This is a genomic window from Phycisphaeraceae bacterium, assembly GCA_019636795.1.
Taxonomy (GTDB): Bacteria; Planctomycetota; Phycisphaerae; order Phycisphaerales; family UBA1924; genus JAHBWW01.
The window spans coordinates 112,943-130,319 of sequence record JAHBWW010000002.1; the positions used below are offsets into that span (position 1 = coordinate 112,943).

Sequence of the window (17,377 nt, forward strand, 5' to 3'; positions counted from 1 at the left end):
TTGTGTGTACACCCGCATACGATACTTTCCGATCCGTTCCCCTTTGGATGCACCAACATGACTCAAACGATTCTCACCGGCTCGGAGATCGAGCCGAAACACATTCTCGACACCTTCCCCATGCTTCTCGATAAAATCACCACCAAAACAGCCACCATTGGCGTTGTCGGTCTGGGTTATGTCGGGCTGCCCCTTGTCAAAGCCGTTCATGACGCAGGCTATCCCGTCATCGGATTCGACGTCGACAAATCCAAGATCGACCTGCTCGCACGCGGACACAGTTACCTCAAACACCTTGGCGATGACTTTGCCCAGAGCCTCTACAAATCCGGACGCTTCAAACCGACCACCACCGAACGTGACCTCGCACAAGCCGACATCATCGTCCTCTGCGTCCCCACTCCCCTCGGCAAGCATCGCGAACCCGATCTGAGTTACGTCATCAAAAGCACCGAACTCGTCGCGCGCGTCCTGCGGCGAGGCCAGCTCGTCGTCCTCGAATCCACCACCTACCCCGGCACAACCCGCCAGGACATGCTCCCCATCCTCGAAGCCGCCGGACTCAAGTGCGGCTCAGATTTCTTCCTCGCCTACAGCCCGGAACGCGAAGACCCGGGTCGCGCCGGCGTCTCAACCAGCCAGATCCCCAAACTCGTCGGCGGAGTTGACGAAAAAAGCACCGAACTGGCCATGCAGTTCTACACCCGCGTCATCGAACGCGTCTTCCGCGTCGACTCGGCCGAAGTCGCCGAAGCCGCCAAACTCCTCGAAAACATCTACCGCGCCGTCAACATCGCACTCGTCAACGAACTCAAGATCATTTTCGATCGCCTCGGCATCGACATCTGGCAAGTCGTCGCAGCCGCATCCACCAAACCCTTCGGCTTCCAGGCCTTCTATCCCGGTCCCGGCCTCGGTGGACATTGCATCCCCATTGACCCTTTCTACCTCACATGGAAGGCCAAGGAAACCGGATACGCAACCAAGTTCATCGAACTCGCCGGCGAAATCAACAGCCAGATGCCCGCCTATGTCGTCGCCAAAGTCGCCCAGGCACTCAACGAACGCACAAGGTCTCTCAAAGGCTCCAGGATTCTCATCCTCGGCATCGCCTACAAGCCCAACGTCGATGACGTGCGCGAATCCCCCGCAGCAGAAATCATCGAACAACTCATCCACGCCGGCGCTGAAATCTCCTATCACGACCCGCACGTCCTCCAGTTCCCCGAAATGCGCAAATACGACATTGACCTCGAGAGCGTCCCGCTCAGCGCCGACAATGTCTCCAGCGTCGATTGCGTGCTGATCGTCACCGACCACGCCGATGTCGACTATCAACTCGTCGCCGATCATGCCTCGCTCGTCGTCGACACGCGCAACGCTATGGCACGCGTCACCAACCCCAAGGCCCATATCTACAAAGCCTGAGCCCGCGCCTGACATCCCGTCAGGCACTCGCCCAGATCCACCAGTCGGTCCGCCTGTTTCTCGCGCGTGTAAAACGCAATCTCGTGCTCTCGTCGCGCCGCCTGATTCGCCCCACGCCCATCCACGATCCCTTCGAGCGTCCGCCTCAAGGCCTCATCATCCACGCACGCCGACCCACGCCCCACCCGCTCGACCAGATCCCCCACACACCCGCGAGGCCCCGTCACTACTATCGGTGCCGACGCCGAAAGATACTCGAAGATTTTCCCGCTCAAAACACCGTCATAATCACCATCGTACTCGATCGCCAGCAGCGCATCGGCATCACGTTGCAGCCGCAGAGCGTTCGGCCTCGACACCAGCCCCATCGCCTCCACCACATCCTCAACGCCCAGCCTTCTCGCTTCACCGAGCCAATGGCTCATGCCCTGCCCCGCCACCACCAGCCGCACACACTCACGCAGCCTCGGCGACGCCGCAATCGCCCGCAGCACAGGCCTCACATCCTGATGCTTCGGATACACCGTGCCCGTGTACACCACGCGCGTTCGCCCATCACTCGCAAACACGCCGGTCGCATCCACTTCCTCAGGCTCGTGCTCAAAGAATCCGTTGTAGATCACCTGCACCCGCCGCGCACCCGCATCATGCAGCCGCCGCGCCAGCGGCTCGCTCACCGTTGTCGCTGCATCCGCCTGCGCCATGACACGCCGCTCGAGCGCCTTCTCACGCAGCGTAAACGGATACAACCCCGCGAACTGATGGTTCGTCGTCCACAGATCCCGATAGTCCGCAATCCAACGCCCACGCTGGCTTCCCAGCCGCAACGCCACAAGATGCGCCGTATAGGGCCCGCACGAACTGATCACAAGATCCCAGGGACCCGCGATCTCCGCTGCCTTGGTCGCAGGCCCGATCCACGCATCCGTCATGTCCGGCATCCGCACCGAACTGAAGACCCCCGTGCGCTCCTTGACCTCGCGCAGAATCCCACCCCCACCGCCCTCGCCCGGCACATGCTCGCCCGCCGGTGCCGCGTGCGATCGCCGCACATGATCCAGCAGCAGCCGCTTGGGCACCGCAATCTCGTGCACCGTCAGCCGCCCATCGGACACCTCGAGCCCACGCTGATCTTCGCGCTTGGCCGTCGTCAGGACATGCACACAATGCCCGCGATCGGCAAACCCTTTCGCGAATGACCACGCACGCAGAGATCCCACGCTGAGCAAAGGCGGAAAGTATGGCGAGATCATCAGCACGCGCATGCCGACCCTCGTTCTCCATCAGTATACAAACTTTCCAGCCGTCTCACATAATTTCTCAGCCCGCGCGATTCAAGCATCTCTGCCACCCGATCGCTCGGCCCCACCCCCGTCGGCTCTTGCGACAGCGCCCGCCCCAGCCCCGCCTCAACCGACTCGGCCATCAACGGATTGAACGTCCACCCCACCCCGAACTCCGCCACGATCTCCGCCATGCCCCCTCGATCACTCACCAGCAGCCCCGTGCCCCGGCTCAATGCCTCAAGCATCACCAGCGGCGCATTCTCATACACCAGCGAAGGCAGCACCAGCACATCCGCTTGCCCTATCCGCTCAAGCGTTCCGGCGTGGCTCAGCCGACCGCAGAACTCCACCCGCTCCTCCAGCCGATTCTCCCTCACAAACCGCTTCACCCCTCCAAGGGACGAACCGTCCCCAACGACCGTCAGATGCCATCCCTCGATCCGGGTGATTGCGCTCAGGAACAGTCCCAACCCCTTCTCAGGCTCCACCCGTCCCGCAAAGATCAGCCGAAGGTCGCGCCCAGGCTCCTTTCCCGCCGCCTCTTCCACCTCAGGGCCAGGGTCAGGCAGATGCACCCGCGGAATCCCCGTCACCGCCATGGCCCGCATCATGAAGCGGCTCGCACAGATCAGCACATCGATCGCTCGCCATCGCCGATGCACTCGATAATTCCAAGAGTGCTGCGCCGCCTTGAGCAGCCCGTGCGCCCGACTGCGATGGTCCCATTGCCACCGCCACAGATCACGCCCGCGCACGCGAACGCCCGGTTCAAGCATCACCGGCGCTTCGCCCTCGAACCGCCGAAGCCCCGAGTTCGGACACACCAGATGAAAATCCGCCGCTGTCATCACCAGACGCGTCATCCGCCCGCCTCGCCATGCGTGCGCCTCAGCGATCACCCCCGGCGACAACTCGTGGTAGACATTAAAAAAGTGCACCACATCGGGCGTCAGCGCGTCCAGCCGTCGCCGCAGCGCCAACCGCGCCCCCTTCGAATCCACATAACCCCAGGGCGTGCGCCGACCTCCCACGTCCTGACTCGTGAACACCTCCACCTCGTGCCCACGCTCGCGCAGACCCGTTGCCGTCCGCTGCACGACATGCTCGCAGCCCCCGGCCTCGAGGTAGTCATTGACCAGCAGCACCCGCAACGCGGCTCGTCCTTCCTTCCCGGTTGTCCCCAGCCCGTCTTTACGCCGTCACCGCAGCACGCTCGGCCACGAACGCTGCCGTCGTCTGCACCACATGCTGCTTCTGCTCGACGGTCAACTCCGGATAGATCGGCAGCGCAATCGTCTCGGCCGCCGCGGCTTCCGACTCGGGCAGCGCCCCTTCGCCCTGCCCAAGATACGCAAAACACTCCTGCATGTGCAGCGGCACCGGGTAGTAGATCTCCGTCCCGATGCCCTCAGCCTGAAGATGCGCCCGCAGTTCGTCGCGGATCGACCCCGGAACTCGAATCACATACTGGTTGTAGATGTGCCGCGCCGTCCTGGGCGCCGGTGCCGGCGTCCGCAGCGCAAGCCCCTGGCTATTGAGCGGCGTCGCACTCGTTGTGGCCCCGGCCTTGGCGAACTGCTCGTCGTAGAACGCCGCATTGGCCTGACGACCCGCGTGCCACGATTCGAGGTGCCGCAGCTTGATCCGCAGGATCGCAGCCTGCAGCGCGTCGAGCCGACTGTTGATCCCGATGATCGAGTGGTAGTACTTCGGCTGCCCGCCGTGGATGCGCAAAATACCCATCTTCGCCGCAAGTTCGTCGTCGTTGGTCGTGATGATCCCCCCGTCGCCGAACCCGCCCAGATTCTTGGACGGGAAGAAACTGAAGCACCCTATCGTGCCCCGGCTCCCAACAGTGATGCCATGCTTGTCGCGTGTCCCGATCGCCTGGGCCGCGTCCTCGATGATCGGCACGTTGAGTTCCTTGCCGATCTCCAGAAACTCATCCATATCGACCGCCTGCCCGAACAGGTGCACCGGCATGATCGCCTTGAGCCGCGTGCACGTCTTGGCCATCGCGCGCGCGTGCTTCGGGCACATGTTGTACGTCACCGGGTCGATGTCCACATACACCGGCTTGGCGCCCAGCCGCGCCACCGCGCCGCCCGTAGCAAAAAACGTGAACGAAGGGCACAGCACCTCGTCGCCAGGTCCCACATCCAGCGCCATCAGCGCCAGCAGCAGCGCGTCCGAGCCCGACGCGCACCCGATCGCGTGTTTCGTGCCGCAGTACGCCGCGATCTCCTTCTCCAGCGTGCTGACCTCGGGCCCCATTATGAACCACTGGGCCTCGACGACCTGCCGAATCACCGGCTCGATTTCTTCACGCAGGCTCGCGTACTGGGCCTTGAGATCCAGCAGCGGCACCGTTGGTTTCTGACTCATGGTTCGTTCTCCGAAAGAGATTCTGTCGCGCGCGGGGCACATTCACCCGACAATCGCGTCCTGGACCTCGCGCACCGGCGAGAGCGTCTCGCCCGATTCGCGATACTCATTCTTGCACGCCGGGCACGCCATCGCACCGCCCGCCCCGGCCTTGGGAAGCGTCGAGCCGCACCGGCACGCCCACCCCTTGCGCCGGGCCGGAACTCCCAACATCAGGGCGTAATCCGGCACATCGCTGGCCACCACCGCACCTGCCCCCACGAACGCGTACTTCCCGATCGTCACGCCGCACACGATCGTGCAGTTGGCCCCCAGCGACGCCCCGCGGCGCACCAGCGTCGGCTTGTACTGATCGCGCCGCGGGATCTCGCAGCGCGGGTTGATCACGTTGGTGAACACCATCGAAGGCCCGCAGAACACGTAGTCCTCGAGCACCACACCCGTGTACAGGCTGACATTGTTCTGGATCTTGCAGTGGTCCCCGATGGTCACGTCCGGCGACACCACCACGTTCTGCCCGATGTTGCACTGCCGACCGATCCGGCAGTTCTTCATCACGTGCGAGAAGTGCCAGATGCTCGTGCCCGCTCCGATCACGCACGGCTCATCGACATACGCCGACTCGTGCACCTTCACACCAGACGCAAGCATGGTTGACTCAGTGGACACGGCTGTTCACTCCTGTCTTGATCTCGGCCTCGAGCGTTTCGGCCACGGGCGAATCATCGAGCACCAGAGGCGTCGGCTGGCCCCCGGCTTCCATCGACACCTGCGCGCCCCACAGCACCTGAAGCACGCGCACCCCGCTCACGCCATCTGTCCTGGGCGTCGCCCCCGACCTGACACACGCGATGAAGTGCCTGCACTCTTCGGCCAGCGGCTCGGCGTCGCCGTAGTCCACCTCCACGCCTTCGCCCTTGACCGGCACCGGCTGGCCCTGCTGCCAGTCCACACGCTGGTCGTACACCACCAGCTTCTTGGCCACATCATCGAAACTGGCCATCTTCTTCGACCCCACCACGACCAGTTTCTGCTCCTTGAACGGATGCAGCCACGACACGAACACATGCGCCCGCTCTCCCCCGGCGAAGCGCAGCTGCGTCACCGTCACGTCGGCGATGTTCTCCGACACATACGCCCCCCCGGTCGCCACGACCTCAACGGGCGAGTCTCCCACAAGCCGCAGAATGACCGCAATATCGTGCGGGGCGAACGACCACAGCGCGTTCTCTTCGGTCCTGATCTTGCCCAGATTGAGCCGGTTCGAGATCACGTACCTGATCTCCCCGAGGTCGCCCGCGTCGATCATCGCCTTGAGCTTCAGAATCGCCGGGTGGTATTCAAGCAGATGCCCCACCATCAACACCCGCCCGGCCGCAGCCGCCCGCCGCACCAGATCGCGGGCCTGACCCACATCGATGGTCAGGGGTTTCTCCACGAAAACGTGCTTGCCCGCCTCGATGGCCGCCTTGGCCAGCGTGTAATGCGTCTCGGCGGGCGTTGCGATCATCACCGCATCGATGGTCGGGTCCTCAAACACAGCCTCGGGTCGAGCAAAGACCTCCGCAGCGGGGGCAAGTTCCCGGGCCACTGCCCGTCCGGACTCCGTCGGATCGACCACCGCGACCACAGCATTCAGGCGCGCCAGCGTCCGCACGATGTTGCGACCCCAGCCACCGCAGCCCAAAACGCCGATTCGTGATGTGCTCATGCATTCTCCAGGCCCGGCCAGTGCGAGCGGCGGGCCGATCTCTCTAGCTGCACTCGGATTGGTGAGGACTGTAGCCCACCAGCCTCAAGCCGTCACCGCCGACGCGCAAAACCTTTGCCTTCATGCCCCCACTCACCGCGCCGGGCCGCCGCAATCGCTGCCCCCGGTCGCTTCGACCGTGAGCCGGATGAACGCCGGGCTGTGCAGCGGTCCGGTGTTGATGCCCGGGCAGGTCTTCGCCGCCCGCGCCCACGTCTGCGGACTGCGCACGATCGCGGGCCAGAAGGGCCACGTGCGGCACTGGCTCGGCCGGGCCTCATACACCCCGCACACCGCCTTGCCCGGCACCTTCTCGCGGTCCAGAAACACGCAGTCAAGCCCGAACGCCGACTCCTTCTCATAGAGCGACCGCCCCAGCATCGTCTCATGCGTGTACCGCGCAATGAACGCCTCTTCACTTAGCCCCAGCAGCGCCGCGATGGCCCGGCCTTCCTCATCAGTCAGCAGCACATACCCGCTCGGCCCAGTGCAGCAGTTGCCGCACATGGTGCAGGCAAAGCGCAATCCCGCCTCCTGGCCATCGGCGTTGCTGTGGGCTTCGGGCGTGTCGTACCATGCCATGAGCGACCTCGCTTCGAGCATAGCCGCCCTGCCCCCCTCACCGGGAAACACGATGACGCCTGAATCCTCGACCCAGCGCCACCAATCCTCCATCCAGCGCAATCTGGGCCAGGTCTCCAAGACCTACCGCGACTCAGGGATCTATGGCCGCTTCATCAACACCTGCCGCCTCGATGCCTGGCACGCCGCGATCGAGCGCTGCGTTCTGCCGACCGACAGCGTCGTCGATCTGGGCTGCGCCTATGGCTCGTGGGCCGACAACTGGCGCGCCCTCGGCTTTGCGCGGACCATCGGGATCGACCCCAACCCGGCCGTGCTCGAAGCCGCCCGCGCCGCACTCGACGAGGCGCACGAAGGTTTTGCCAGCGACGCTGCCCGCCTCTGCCCCTCGTCGGCCCTGATCGCGGCCAACGGCGTGGTCGTCCACATCCTCGAAGACGACGCCACGGTCGGGTTCCTGCGCGACGCGGCCGCAGCCCTGGCGCCCGGTGGCTGGCTGGTCTATTCAGTCCTCGCGGCCGAGCATTACTACAACGCGGGCAGAAAAGAATGGTTCGGGCCCAACTCATGCGTGCGGCCGCTCGAAACGCAGCGACGCTTCGCGGCTCAGGCCGGGCTCGAGATCGTCGCCGAGATCGGCACATTCATCGACCCCTGGGCCCTGCCCGCTCTCGAGTTCCTCGCGGCCGACGAAGAGCGCCGGGCGGACTGGGCGACCTACCAGGCGTTCATCGATCTGGCCGCCGTAGTGCGAGGCCACCCGGACGCCCCCTTCAGCGAGGTGCTGCTGGTGACGCGGGCCGGAAACTGAAGCCCCACGCCCGCGCCACCGACCCATCTCAGGCCCGGGCCGCGACCGCCGCCGCAATCTGGGCCTCACGCTGGCCCGCCTCGGCCTCCGAGCGGGCACACTCGGCCGCCAGCGCCGCCGCCGCCGCATCGGCCAGCAGCGGCAGATTCGCCCGCACATTGGCCGCCCCGGCAACCACCGCCGCGCGCGCCATCGCCGCAGCGCACACCAGGTCGCTGGAAAGCATCCTGGACGTGATCGGTACCACCTCGGCCACCAGCCGCAGCAGATCCACGCCCGCCGCCATCACTGCACGCGGAGGCACCACCGCCTCGGCCGCCGCCGCACGCATCGCCGCCGCACGCCCCGCGTCCGTCTTGTCAATCTTCATCGCCGCATTGAGCACGCCGTACGCCGCCATATCCGCTTCGCCCAAAGCCAGACTCAGCGCCCGCGCGCGCTCAAGCCGCGACAGCGCCGCCGACAGCGCCGCCTCGTGTTGCGCCAGCGCCTTCGAGCCCTGCGCATAACGCACCACCATCGCAGCAAGCGCCGCCGCCATCGCCCCGCTCAACGCAGCCGCCGCGCCCCCGCCAGGCACCGGCCGCCGCGCCGCCAGCGCATCAAGAAACACCGAAAGCTCAGCCCATCCCGCATCCGCCGCGCCCGCCACATCAGTCATGATCTAGCGCTCCACCGGCGCAGTGCCCGGCTCAGCAAGCGGCCTCGGACCCTGCCCCGCCGGCGGAGCATCCACGACCCGCACCGTGCGGATGATCGGAGCATCGGCCGCGCGCCCCGCGGCATCCACCGGCGTCGCCGCAATCGCCATGATGACATCCTCGCCACGCACCGCCTGCGCAAAAGCCGTGTACCGGCCATCAAGCCGCTGCGTCCCGGCCTGACTCAGACAGATGAAAAACTGACTGCCACCCGAGTCCGGATCACCCGAGCGGGCCATCGACACCACCCCAAACGCATGCCCCAGCGTGGACGGCTCAAGGTCAATCATGAACCCCGGCCCGCCACTCCCGCCCGCCGACGGATCTCCCGCCTGGATCACAAAAGGATGCCCCGTCGAAGACCGCGGCACAATGCGATGGAACACCACCCCTTCATAAAACCCGCCCGCAGATAGATGCAGCATCGTGTACGCCGTGTTCGGGGCCGCATCCGGGCGCAACATGATCTCAATCTCGCCCAGCGTCGTGTCGAACACCAGGTGCCGATCAACGTACGCCCGGATCCCCGTATAGACCACCTCGCGGTCGGCCGCGGCCTGCCCGGCCAGTCGCCGCAGCCGGATCTGCTCGCTCTCGAACATCGGCCGCCCCTGAGCGGCATCCTGCGTGATCTGCGGGATCACTCTGGCCGGACCACCGTCGGGCGACGCTGCCGCACGCTCGATCATCAGTGCCGCACGCTCGGGCGTGAGCATCGGCTGGAGCACAACTGGCGGCCCGATGGCCTCGCCCGCCGAGAACAACTGGGCATAGAGCAGCACCGGAGCCGAGCGCGTCCAGAGGATCGGAAACAACGACGCCATATCGGCCCGACCCGACGACGCCGCCGACTCGGCCACCACCACCCAGCCCGACGCCGCCGCCGCATCACGACGCATCAACCTGATCGCGAGCATCGGCTCATCAGACTCAGGCGCGACAATGGTCACGATCAGCGGCCGGTTGATGCCGTTGTAGAGCCTCTCGGGCATGATCTGCGCATGCCCCGCTGCCGCGATTCCCATCGCCGCTGCAACGCCCGCCATCCGCCCCGCCCCAAGTACACGCAACATCGCAATGACCACAAGCCCGGCAGGATCCATTTTCATGCACTTCTTCTTGGCCAAAGTTCGACCGGACACGCACGCACCACACGCCCCGCGTCCAATCCTACGAGCCGCCCCGCGCGCCGTCAGCACGCCCGCGACCCAACGCAACGCCCCACCGCCCCGCTCAGGGCAGGCGATTGTCAAGCCAGCGCCAGGCATCGGCGATCGAGTCGTCAGTCCCGCCAGCCTGTGTCTCCGAATCAGGCCTCATCATGAGCAGCCGCGACTGCGAATCGTCCACCCATCCCACATGCAGCCCTGCCCGCAACACGTTCAGACCCTGCTCGTGATTGAAATCGTCCTGAGTTCGCATGCCATCCGAAACCAGCGCAATGCTGCCACTGATTTGAAAAATGTTCCGAATTCCATTCCCGTCCTGTCCCCGATAGTGGTAGTTTCCCACAATTTCTCCACCCTTCCCAGCCCACCGCGATTCGTAAAGCGAGAAGGGGTGATTTCCCTTGTGGGAAGGGCAGTAGAACAGCCCCGGCGTGTTCACATAGTCCGCACGAAACAACACCCCAAGCCCGTCCCAGCCATCGCGACCAAGCCTCCTGCGCTCAGTCGTGGGCAGGCGAAGCGTCATCATGCGGGAAGTGTCCTGATCGTTGAACGCTATAAACGCGCTCGGAGGCAGGATGCCATTATGGTTATCGGTATACAGCTGGATCGCAAGCCCATGCTGCCTCAAATTCGAGGCACAAATGACGCGCCGCGATGTTTCCTGCACTCGGCTCAGCGTTGGGGCCAATATCGCTATCAGCAGCGAAATCACCGAGATCGCGACAAGAATATCGAGCAAGGTAAACCCTTGACGACCGAAGGACTTATGTGTCTTCCGCTCTTGCTTCACGCCGATCTCCAGGAGCGGGGCATTTCAGCGTTGCACCGATCCAGAGCTCCAGATTATCAGATTCGGCCATTTGCTGCAACCTCAATAACTACGAAGCCCAAAGTTTTGTTCTCTTTTATCGGACGGCAATTGCTGCGCATAAGATTTTCTCCGCTTCTCCCCCTTCCCGCATTGCGGGGGATCGACAACCTTGTCATACTGATTGCTGCTCGGCAGCATTCCGATTCTCTGGGCAATGGGCCTGAAGCGGGATCCGCTGCACACACCTTGCGTATTGACCTGCGGCGATTGGGCACTCTTCCAATCCCCGCCGGTGGTGGTCGACCCCGGTGACAACGTGATGTCGGACAAGGTTTCAGAGAATCAGTTCGGTCCTTCGCCAGACGGTTCAACCCCGGGCGAAGGCGATGGTGGGGAATCATCGCGCCCAACCCGCCGCACGCGTGCCACGCACGATGCGGTTCAGGAGGCAGCCGATCTGGACCTCATGACGCGGGTGGCGTCGGGGAGTGACAGGGCAGTTGGCGAGTTGTACGACAGGTTTGGTTCGCTGGTCTACCGCATGGCATATCAGGCCATGCCGACCAAAGCAGAAGCAGAAGACGCAGTTCAGGAGGTCTTCGTTCGATTGTGGAAAACCGCCGGCCGGTACGACCCCGACCGCGCAGCTCTCGTGACCTGGGTGATGCTCATTGCACGACGTCACCTGGTCGACAAGTTGAGAAGATCCAAGGCCAGGGTCAAGGCGACGAGTTTGGACGAAGGTCAACCCTGGAAGTCCGGCTCGGCCGAGCCCGAAGCCTCAAAGACGGAGCGCGACGAACGATTCGCAGCGCTGATGAAGAAGATTGACGCATTGCCCGAGTTACAGAAGACGGTCGTGACTCGAGCATATCTGGGAGGCCAGACGTTAAGGCAGATTGGTGAGGAACTGAACACGCCTCTGGGCACGATCAAGTCGGCCTTGAGCAGAGCGCTTGTCAGACTCCGAGAACGGACCGGTGAGGAAGTCCTTTGATGAACACGCGTGACCTGTTGGAACTTGCAGCCCTCGACGCCCTCGATCTTCTCGATCCGGGCGAAAAGGAAGACTACGAACGAGCATTCGCATCGGCGTCGCCAGCGATTCGCCGCGAGGTCCGCGCCGCTCAGGCCCGCGTCGTCGATCTCGAATCCATCCTCCCCGAGGTCACTCCAGAACTCGACCTGCGCGCTCGCGTCATCAATGCCGTCGCGGTCGCAAGGCAAACCGAGCAGGCTTCCCCATCACGCGCCGTCGTTCATCGCCCGGGCCGTGTCGAGCCTCGCGTCGCCAAGAGTCGTCGCGTCAGTCCGTTGTGGCGGGCCGCATCCATTGGCCTGTCCGTCGCTGTCATGGTCCTTGGTGTCGTCGCTGTTCAGATTCAGGAACACAACAACCGACTCGGCGAAGCCGTCGTCGTCTCCGAATACTTCCAGCGCATCGGCACCCGACACCTGCGCGACACCCTCTTCGATGCAAACACTAAACGCGCCATCTTCACCAAGGCCGACAACAGCACTCTCGCTCGCGACGCCACCGCTGTCGTTCTCTCCAACCCCGACTGGAAGTCTTCGCGATTCTTCTGCAATGGTCTGAGTGGCGAAGGTGGCAAACCCGGCTCATTTCAACTCTGCGTCATCGACGCCAACAACAACGTCATTCAGCAGGTCACCAAGTTCAAATCCGAAGGTCGCTGGGAAAGTTTCGACGTTTCGGTCGCCCTCTCAGCCAACACTCGCCTGGCCATCTTTATCGACCGTGGAATCGAAGGCCTCGGTGAAATGGTCCTGGTCTCCACAGCCCTCGCCTGATTTCGCTAAAACCACCTCATAAACGCCCTCCGAAACGGAGGGCGTTTTCATTTGATCGCAATCACGCCCGTCAGGCTCTGCTCATCACACACGTCCACGCTCAACCGATGTCGATGCGCGGATCCTGCCAGCGCGCCTCTGTGAGCAGTGCTTCAAGTTGCTGATCGCGTTCAAACTGCGTCTTGGAGGTGGACATGCGACGCCACAGCACAAAGCCAAGCACCGATGTCAGCGCCATGCCTCCGCCGAAGATCGACCCAACGAACATCACGCGCTCGCTGTCGATCGGCTCAGGCTTGGCAATTGCTGGTGCTGCAACGATCGTGCTCGCACCGTCGCCTCGCCTCCCGCGCGATCGGTTGGCGTTACGCGCCACCGCGACCGTGAGCGTTTCAAGGACCCGTTCAGTGCGTGAAGCACCTTCCCCCCGCAGTTCAAAGTGCAGATAGCCATCTCCCGACGAAGTCAGCGTCAGATTCTCGTTCAGCGCCGCAGCAAGTGTGCCTGGTGTGCCCAGCGACGCAATTCCACGCTGCTTGAGCATGTCCGCCAGCGTATCGATAAACCTCGGATCATCAAGCATCTGCTCATGGAATGTCTGCCATTCCGCAAGTTCCTCTGCCGTCATCGCGCGCGGTCCACTGCTCGCCTCGATGATCGCATGCGCAGAATACGTCCCCGGCTTGATCTGTCCCGCAATCACCCAGCTCAACGACAGCAGCACCGCAACCGTCGTCACCGTTGCCAGCAGAAAACCCGCAACCGAACTGCGCGTCTTGTTGCGGTCGATTCGGCTTCGCTCGGCCTGAATCGCCTGATGCGCAGCCGCAAGCTCCGCCCGACGCGACAACAGCGCCTCGACCTGGCTGAATCGATCCTGAAGCAGTTGATTCGCCCGCCGAACCTTGCGCGCCTGATCTCGCAGCATCACTCGCATGCGCTTGAGCCGCTCGCGCCGAAGTCCGATCGTCGCATCCGTCGCTTGCTCACCCGATGCCGCACCGCTGCGCAGTTTGCGAAGTTCGCCCGCCAGCGCGTCTCGCTCCTGCTGCGCCTGGGCTAGATTCCGCTGAAGCTCCGTTACACGCCGGTGCAGTTGCTCGCCATTGGAAACTGCCTTCTCCAGTGCTTCGGACATCCGCGCGTCGCCCGATGCCATTTGATTCTGCACAATCTCCGACAGCGATCGCAGTTTCTCCGTGGCGATGCTCAGACTCGTGTGCAGTTCGCCAACCTCTGACTCACGCTCCTTCAGTTCCGCCGTGCGCGTATCGATGTCGGTCTGCAGTGCAGCAATGGTCGCTTCGAGCGCCTTGACCTCGCGCGCACGCTCTCGCGTCACGCCCTCCAGATCCTGCTCGACCTCCACGATGCGCCGGTGCAATGCGTCGGCGTGCTCCGTCGCCGCCGAAGCCTGATCCGACGACAACTCCTGCGTCGATTCCAGCGTTTCGATGCGCCGCGTCAATGCTTCGATCTGCGTGGTCGCGCCCGCCTCGATCTCGGCCTGACGCTCTCTCGCCTTCGCGAGTTCATCCGCACGGGCCGCCAGTTGCGATCGCAAAGACTCGGTCTGGCTCTCCAGTTCCTCAGCGCGGCGGGTCAACTGTGCCGTCTGATCCGAATGCGTAGCAACTTTTGCATCGATCTGATCCGCAGCAGCACGCACACGCTCAAGTTCAACCTTGAGCGACTGTGCTGCCGACATCGCTTGATCGCGCTTCACTTCCGCCTGCTCGGCACGAGACTTGCACGTCTCGGCAAGTGCACGCGCTTCGGCCGCCTGTTGCTCCAGTTCCTCAAACCGATCATTCAACTTGTCGGCCTGTGCAGCAAGACGTGCCTCGGCCTGCTCCAACTGCTGGGCGCGCAACTCCAGCTTGCTCGATCGCTCCGCAGCCTCGCTCCCCAGTTCCTCAAGCCGCGTCGCCGCAACCGTGATCTGCGCCTCACGCTCGCGCAGCTGCCGCTCCAGATCCTCCACCTCGCACCGACGCCGCTCGAGATCCGACAGCATCGCGCCCCGGTCCGTATCAATCTTCGCTCTCTCCGACTCCAGCTCAGCCCGTCGCTGGTCAAGATCGGCCTGCTGATGCGAAAGCTCCGCACGCGCGCTCTCCAGATCCACCTTGTCTGACCGCAGGTTCTCCCTTTCCTGCTCGACCACGCGCAGATCCTGCTCCAACTGCTCAAACTGCTGAGCCAGGTGGCTCTCTCGGGCCTGAAGCTCACGCTCCCGATCTGTGATCTGCGCGTCAAGCCTCTGACGCTCCGACTGCGCCTTTTTCAGGTTCTGAAGCTGCGCCTCGACCGCAGCAATCGCATCAATCACATCGCCCGTGTCGCTGCTCGCAGGCGTTCGTTCCGCGTTCACACTCGGCGCGTTCACGCTCGGATTGTGGGTTTGGTCCGGAGAACTCATATCGGGCGCGCCTCAGACTGCCTCCGCATCTGCTCATGCGGCTCAGCCACAACGCCTATCGGCACACCAACGCACCAACTCAAGCCCAGACCCGCATCGATCCCATCAAAACGTCTCATAACCTTGTACCCTAACAAAAGTGAGGGGTAATTACTCAACAAAACTGTGGAATAGCACGCCGACGATCGATATTCTCTACTGCGGAGGATGCCGCGCGCTCGCGGCTATAGATATCGAATCATCACACCATCGACCTCAACCGGTCAAAAGGAGCATCGATCATGGCATGTGGAACTGGATTCTGTGCAGCCAAACTCATTGCAGGTGTCGTCGCCATCGGTCTCGGCGGATTCGGCGCGTACAACTTCGCCACCACCGGCTGCGTCCTTGGCAACTGCTCGACCGACAAGGCTGCAATCACCGAAACAAGCACCACCACCGACGACAAGGGCTGCTGCCCGCTCGGTGACGCTGCTGTGGTCGAAGTCGCCGGCGCGGGCGTCGAAATCGCCTGCCACGCAGCCAAGACCGAATGCACCGAAGTCAAGGAATGCACCGACAAGGCCATTGCTTGCACTGACAAGGCTATCGCTTGCACCGGCGAGAAGACCATTGAAGTCGCTGCCAAGACCGACTGCGCCACCGCATGCGAAGGCAAGACCGCTTGCGCCGACAAGAAGGATTGCGGCGGATGCGACCCCGCTTCCTGCACCGGCCCCTGCGGCGAAGTCGCTGCCAAGTCCACCGAAAAGTCCGACGGCTGATCGAATCACGCCATCACTCATTCCAATCATGTTCCAGACGCCCGGGCAATCGCTCCGGGCGTTTTTTCATGCGCCCCTCCGCCTAGTCTTTTCGATCCATGCCCAATGTCATCATCAAACACGATCGCCAGACGCTCGAAATCAGCCCAACGCTCGGCGCCGGCATTGTCGACTGGTCCATTCTCTCGCCGCTGGGCGATCGAACCCCAATCCTCCGCCGGGGACTCGCTTGCGAAACCAACCCCGAACAACTCGGCCTCTTCATCATGGGACCGTGGACCAACCGCATCCGCGCCGCACGCTTCTCATGGAACGACCGCCAGCACACCCTCAAACCCAACCACTCCGACGGCACCGCAATCCACGGCATCCTCCGCGACCATCCATTCCGCATCGTTCACCGCTCACCGATCTCCGCGGTCCTCCGTCTCGAATCTCACCATCACCAGAACTGGCCCTGGCCTCTCGAAGCATCCGTGCGCTACGAGCTCCTGCCCAATGGTCTCGAAATCTCACTTCAATGCATCAATCACGCACACGAGCCACTCCCGATGGGCTGTGGCCTGCACCCATACTTCATGCGCCGCCTGTGGTGCGATGATGACACCATGCGCCTGAGCGCCCCCACGATCGGTCGCTATCCGTGCGAACACTGCTTGCCCACCGCCGATGCTCTCCCCGACGATCTCTCCGCCAACCTCCGCAAGGGCAACTCCCTCCGCACCGAGCCGCTCGACGACGTCTTCCGCGTCGATCACCACGACACCGAAATCACCTGGGACGCAAGCCGCGTTCGTCTCCGCATCTCCAGCAGTACCAATGCCGGGCACATCGTGATCTACGCACCGCAAACCGCCGCCGGCCCCGCGCCCTGGTTCTGCGTCGAGCCAACCACCATGGTCAACGACGGCTTCAATCTCCTCGCCCAAGGCGTACGCAACACTGGCGTTCAGATTATCGAGCCCGGCGCATCCCTGACCATGACCACATCGCTCATCGTCGAGTCTCTCGAAGGGAACCCCAATGGCCACCTATCTCCTCAAGACTGAGCCCGACTGTTACTCATACTCCGACCTCATGCGCGACAAACGCACTCATTGGAACGGCGTCACCAATGCTGCTGCCCAGAAACACATGCGCTCGATCAAGAAAGGCGACGAAGTCTTTATCTATCACACGGCCGATGAAAAGCGCATCGTCGGCCTGGCCAAGGTCGTCCGCGGCGCATACCAGGATCCCGAGAACACCGCCCTCACTGCTGCAGGCGAGCCCAGAAGCGTCCTTATCGACATCACGCCCGCTCGCGCCGCCACCCGCGACGGCGCCACTCTCACCGCGATCAAGGCCGACGCCCGGTTCGAAAACTTTGACCTCGTCCGCCAAAGCCGCCTCGGCGTCATGCCCGTCGAGCCCAGACTCGACAAGATCCTGCGCACAATGGCCGGGCTCTAGC

The 17,377-nt window shown here is 63.3% G+C and carries 17 protein-coding genes; 7 read left to right on the top strand and 10 right to left on the bottom strand.

What is annotated here, in order from left to right; translation table 11 throughout:
- The first annotated feature begins 120 nt into the window (after positions 1 to 120).
- The gene (locus tag KF757_03655; protein ID MBX3322067.1) at positions 121 to 1,428 is read left to right on the top strand and encodes a nucleotide sugar dehydrogenase; all 1,308 of its coding nucleotides are present in this window, start codon (positions 121 to 123) and stop codon (positions 1,426 to 1,428) included.
- Here KF757_03655 and KF757_03660 read toward each other — a convergent pair.
- The 6 genes from KF757_03660 to KF757_03685 form a co-directional block, all read right to left on the bottom strand.
- A complete protein-coding gene (locus KF757_03660; GenBank protein MBX3322068.1) occupies positions 1,416 to 2,693 on the bottom strand; it encodes a glycosyltransferase in 1,278 nt (425 codons plus the stop codon). The two genes, KF757_03655 and KF757_03660, sit on opposite strands and share 13 nt — an antisense overlap.
- A complete protein-coding gene (locus tag KF757_03665) occupies positions 2,681 to 3,865 on the bottom strand; it encodes a glycosyltransferase (GenBank protein ID MBX3322069.1) in 1,185 nt (394 codons plus the stop codon). The genes KF757_03660 and KF757_03665 overlap by 13 nt, the downstream gene beginning before the upstream one ends.
- A gap of 40 nt (positions 3,866 to 3,905) precedes the next feature.
- Positions 3,906 to 5,099, bottom strand: coding sequence for a DegT/DnrJ/EryC1/StrS family aminotransferase (locus tag KF757_03670; GenBank protein ID MBX3322070.1), 1,194 nt, complete (start codon positions 5,097 to 5,099; stop codon positions 3,906 to 3,908).
- 42 nt (positions 5,100 to 5,141) lie between these two features.
- Positions 5,142 to 5,750, bottom strand: coding sequence for an N-acetyltransferase (locus KF757_03675; GenBank protein MBX3322071.1), 609 nt, complete (start codon positions 5,748 to 5,750; stop codon positions 5,142 to 5,144).
- A 7-nt stretch (positions 5,751 to 5,757) separates the two neighbouring features.
- On the bottom strand, positions 5,758 to 6,810 hold the full coding sequence (locus KF757_03680; GenBank protein MBX3322072.1) for a Gfo/Idh/MocA family oxidoreductase: 1,053 nt from the start codon (positions 6,808 to 6,810) through the stop codon (positions 5,758 to 5,760).
- 132 nt (positions 6,811 to 6,942) lie between these two features.
- The gene (locus KF757_03685; protein MBX3322073.1) at positions 6,943 to 7,431 is read right to left on the bottom strand and encodes a YkgJ family cysteine cluster protein; all 489 of its coding nucleotides are present in this window, start codon (positions 7,429 to 7,431) and stop codon (positions 6,943 to 6,945) included.
- Between KF757_03685 and KF757_03690 the strand changes: the two genes are divergently transcribed.
- The gene (locus tag KF757_03690; protein ID MBX3322074.1) at positions 7,415 to 8,242 is read left to right on the top strand and encodes a methyltransferase domain-containing protein; all 828 of its coding nucleotides are present in this window, start codon (positions 7,415 to 7,417) and stop codon (positions 8,240 to 8,242) included. The two genes, KF757_03685 and KF757_03690, sit on opposite strands and share 17 nt — an antisense overlap.
- Before the next feature lie 28 nt (positions 8,243 to 8,270).
- Here the strand turns inward: KF757_03690 and KF757_03695 are convergent, their stop codons facing one another.
- The 3 genes from KF757_03695 to KF757_03705 all read right to left on the bottom strand — a co-directional run bounded on the left by KF757_03695 (position 8,271) and on the right by KF757_03705 (position 10,905).
- The gene (locus KF757_03695) at positions 8,271 to 8,903 is read right to left on the bottom strand and encodes a cyclodeaminase/cyclohydrolase family protein (GenBank protein MBX3322075.1); all 633 of its coding nucleotides are present in this window, start codon (positions 8,901 to 8,903) and stop codon (positions 8,271 to 8,273) included.
- A gap of 3 nt (positions 8,904 to 8,906) precedes the next feature.
- Positions 8,907 to 10,052: a peptidylprolyl isomerase gene (locus tag KF757_03700; protein ID MBX3322076.1), complete on the bottom strand. Its 1,146-nt coding sequence runs from the start codon at positions 10,050 to 10,052 to the stop codon at positions 8,907 to 8,909.
- Between the two features lie 124 nt (positions 10,053 to 10,176).
- A complete protein-coding gene (locus KF757_03705; GenBank protein MBX3322077.1) occupies positions 10,177 to 10,905 on the bottom strand; it encodes a type II secretion system protein in 729 nt (242 codons plus the stop codon).
- 235 nt (positions 10,906 to 11,140) lie between these two features.
- Here KF757_03705 and KF757_03710 point away from each other — a divergent pair, with 235 nt between their 5' ends.
- Together KF757_03710 and KF757_03715 are read left to right on the top strand one after the other, a co-directional pair.
- Positions 11,141 to 11,923 carry a sigma-70 family RNA polymerase sigma factor gene (locus KF757_03710; protein ID MBX3322078.1) on the top strand — a complete coding sequence of 261 codons (783 nt, stop codon included), beginning with the start codon at positions 11,141 to 11,143 and terminating at the stop codon, positions 11,921 to 11,923.
- Entirely contained in the window at positions 11,923 to 12,738 is an 816-nt protein-coding gene (locus KF757_03715; protein MBX3322079.1) for a hypothetical protein, read from the top strand. The genes KF757_03710 and KF757_03715 overlap by 1 nt, the downstream gene beginning before the upstream one ends.
- 100 nt (positions 12,739 to 12,838) lie before the next feature.
- Here the strand turns inward: KF757_03715 and KF757_03720 are convergent, their stop codons facing one another.
- Positions 12,839 to 15,160: a hypothetical protein gene (locus KF757_03720; protein MBX3322080.1), complete on the bottom strand. Its 2,322-nt coding sequence runs from the start codon at positions 15,158 to 15,160 to the stop codon at positions 12,839 to 12,841.
- Between the two features lie 281 nt (positions 15,161 to 15,441).
- Between KF757_03720 and KF757_03725 the strand changes: the two genes are divergently transcribed.
- The 3 genes from KF757_03725 (at position 15,442) to KF757_03735 (ending at position 17,376) form a co-directional block, all read left to right on the top strand.
- Complete coding sequence (locus tag KF757_03725; protein MBX3322081.1) at positions 15,442 to 15,924, top strand: hypothetical protein; 483 nt, start codon at positions 15,442 to 15,444, stop codon at positions 15,922 to 15,924.
- Positions 15,925 to 16,022: 98 nt separating this feature from the next.
- The gene (locus KF757_03730; GenBank protein ID MBX3322082.1) at positions 16,023 to 16,973 is read left to right on the top strand and encodes a hypothetical protein; all 951 of its coding nucleotides are present in this window, start codon (positions 16,023 to 16,025) and stop codon (positions 16,971 to 16,973) included.
- Positions 16,948 to 17,376 carry an EVE domain-containing protein gene (locus KF757_03735; GenBank protein MBX3322083.1) on the top strand — a complete coding sequence of 143 codons (429 nt, stop codon included), beginning with the start codon at positions 16,948 to 16,950 and terminating at the stop codon, positions 17,374 to 17,376. The genes KF757_03730 and KF757_03735 overlap by 26 nt, the downstream gene beginning before the upstream one ends.
- Position 17,377 lies beyond the last annotated feature (1 nt).

Excerpts from the sequence above, each read along its gene's own strand:
- KF757_03655 (MBX3322067.1), top strand. The coding sequence starts at position 121 with ATGCTTCTCGATAAAATCACCACCAAAACAGCCACCATTGGCGTTGTC.
- KF757_03660 (MBX3322068.1), bottom strand. The coding sequence starts at position 2,693 with ATGCGCGTGCTGATGATCTCGCCATACTTTCCGCCTTTGCTCAGCGTG.
- KF757_03670 (MBX3322070.1), bottom strand. The coding sequence starts at position 5,099 with ATGAGTCAGAAACCAACGGTGCCGCTGCTGGATCTCAAGGCCCAGTAC.
- KF757_03675 (MBX3322071.1), bottom strand. The coding sequence starts at position 5,750 with ATGCTTGCGTCTGGTGTGAAGGTGCACGAGTCGGCGTATGTCGATGAG.
- KF757_03680 (MBX3322072.1), bottom strand. The coding sequence starts at position 6,810 with ATGAGCACATCACGAATCGGCGTTTTGGGCTGCGGTGGCTGGGGTCGC.
- KF757_03685 (MBX3322073.1), bottom strand. The coding sequence starts at position 7,431 with ATGGCATGGTACGACACGCCCGAAGCCCACAGCAACGCCGATGGCCAG.
- KF757_03695 (MBX3322075.1), bottom strand. The coding sequence starts at position 8,903 with ATGACTGATGTGGCGGGCGCGGCGGATGCGGGATGGGCTGAGCTTTCG.
- KF757_03700 (MBX3322076.1), bottom strand. The coding sequence starts at position 10,052 with ATGAAAATGGATCCTGCCGGGCTTGTGGTCATTGCGATGTTGCGTGTA.
- KF757_03710 (MBX3322078.1), top strand. The coding sequence starts at position 11,141 with ATGGGCCTGAAGCGGGATCCGCTGCACACACCTTGCGTATTGACCTGC.
- KF757_03715 (MBX3322079.1), top strand. The coding sequence starts at position 11,923 with ATGAACACGCGTGACCTGTTGGAACTTGCAGCCCTCGACGCCCTCGAT.
- KF757_03720 (MBX3322080.1), bottom strand. The coding sequence starts at position 15,160 with ATGAGTTCTCCGGACCAAACCCACAATCCGAGCGTGAACGCGCCGAGT.
- KF757_03725 (MBX3322081.1), top strand. The coding sequence starts at position 15,442 with ATGGCATGTGGAACTGGATTCTGTGCAGCCAAACTCATTGCAGGTGTC.
- KF757_03730 (MBX3322082.1), top strand. The coding sequence starts at position 16,023 with ATGCCCAATGTCATCATCAAACACGATCGCCAGACGCTCGAAATCAGC.
- KF757_03735 (MBX3322083.1), top strand. The coding sequence starts at position 16,948 with ATGGCCACCTATCTCCTCAAGACTGAGCCCGACTGTTACTCATACTCC.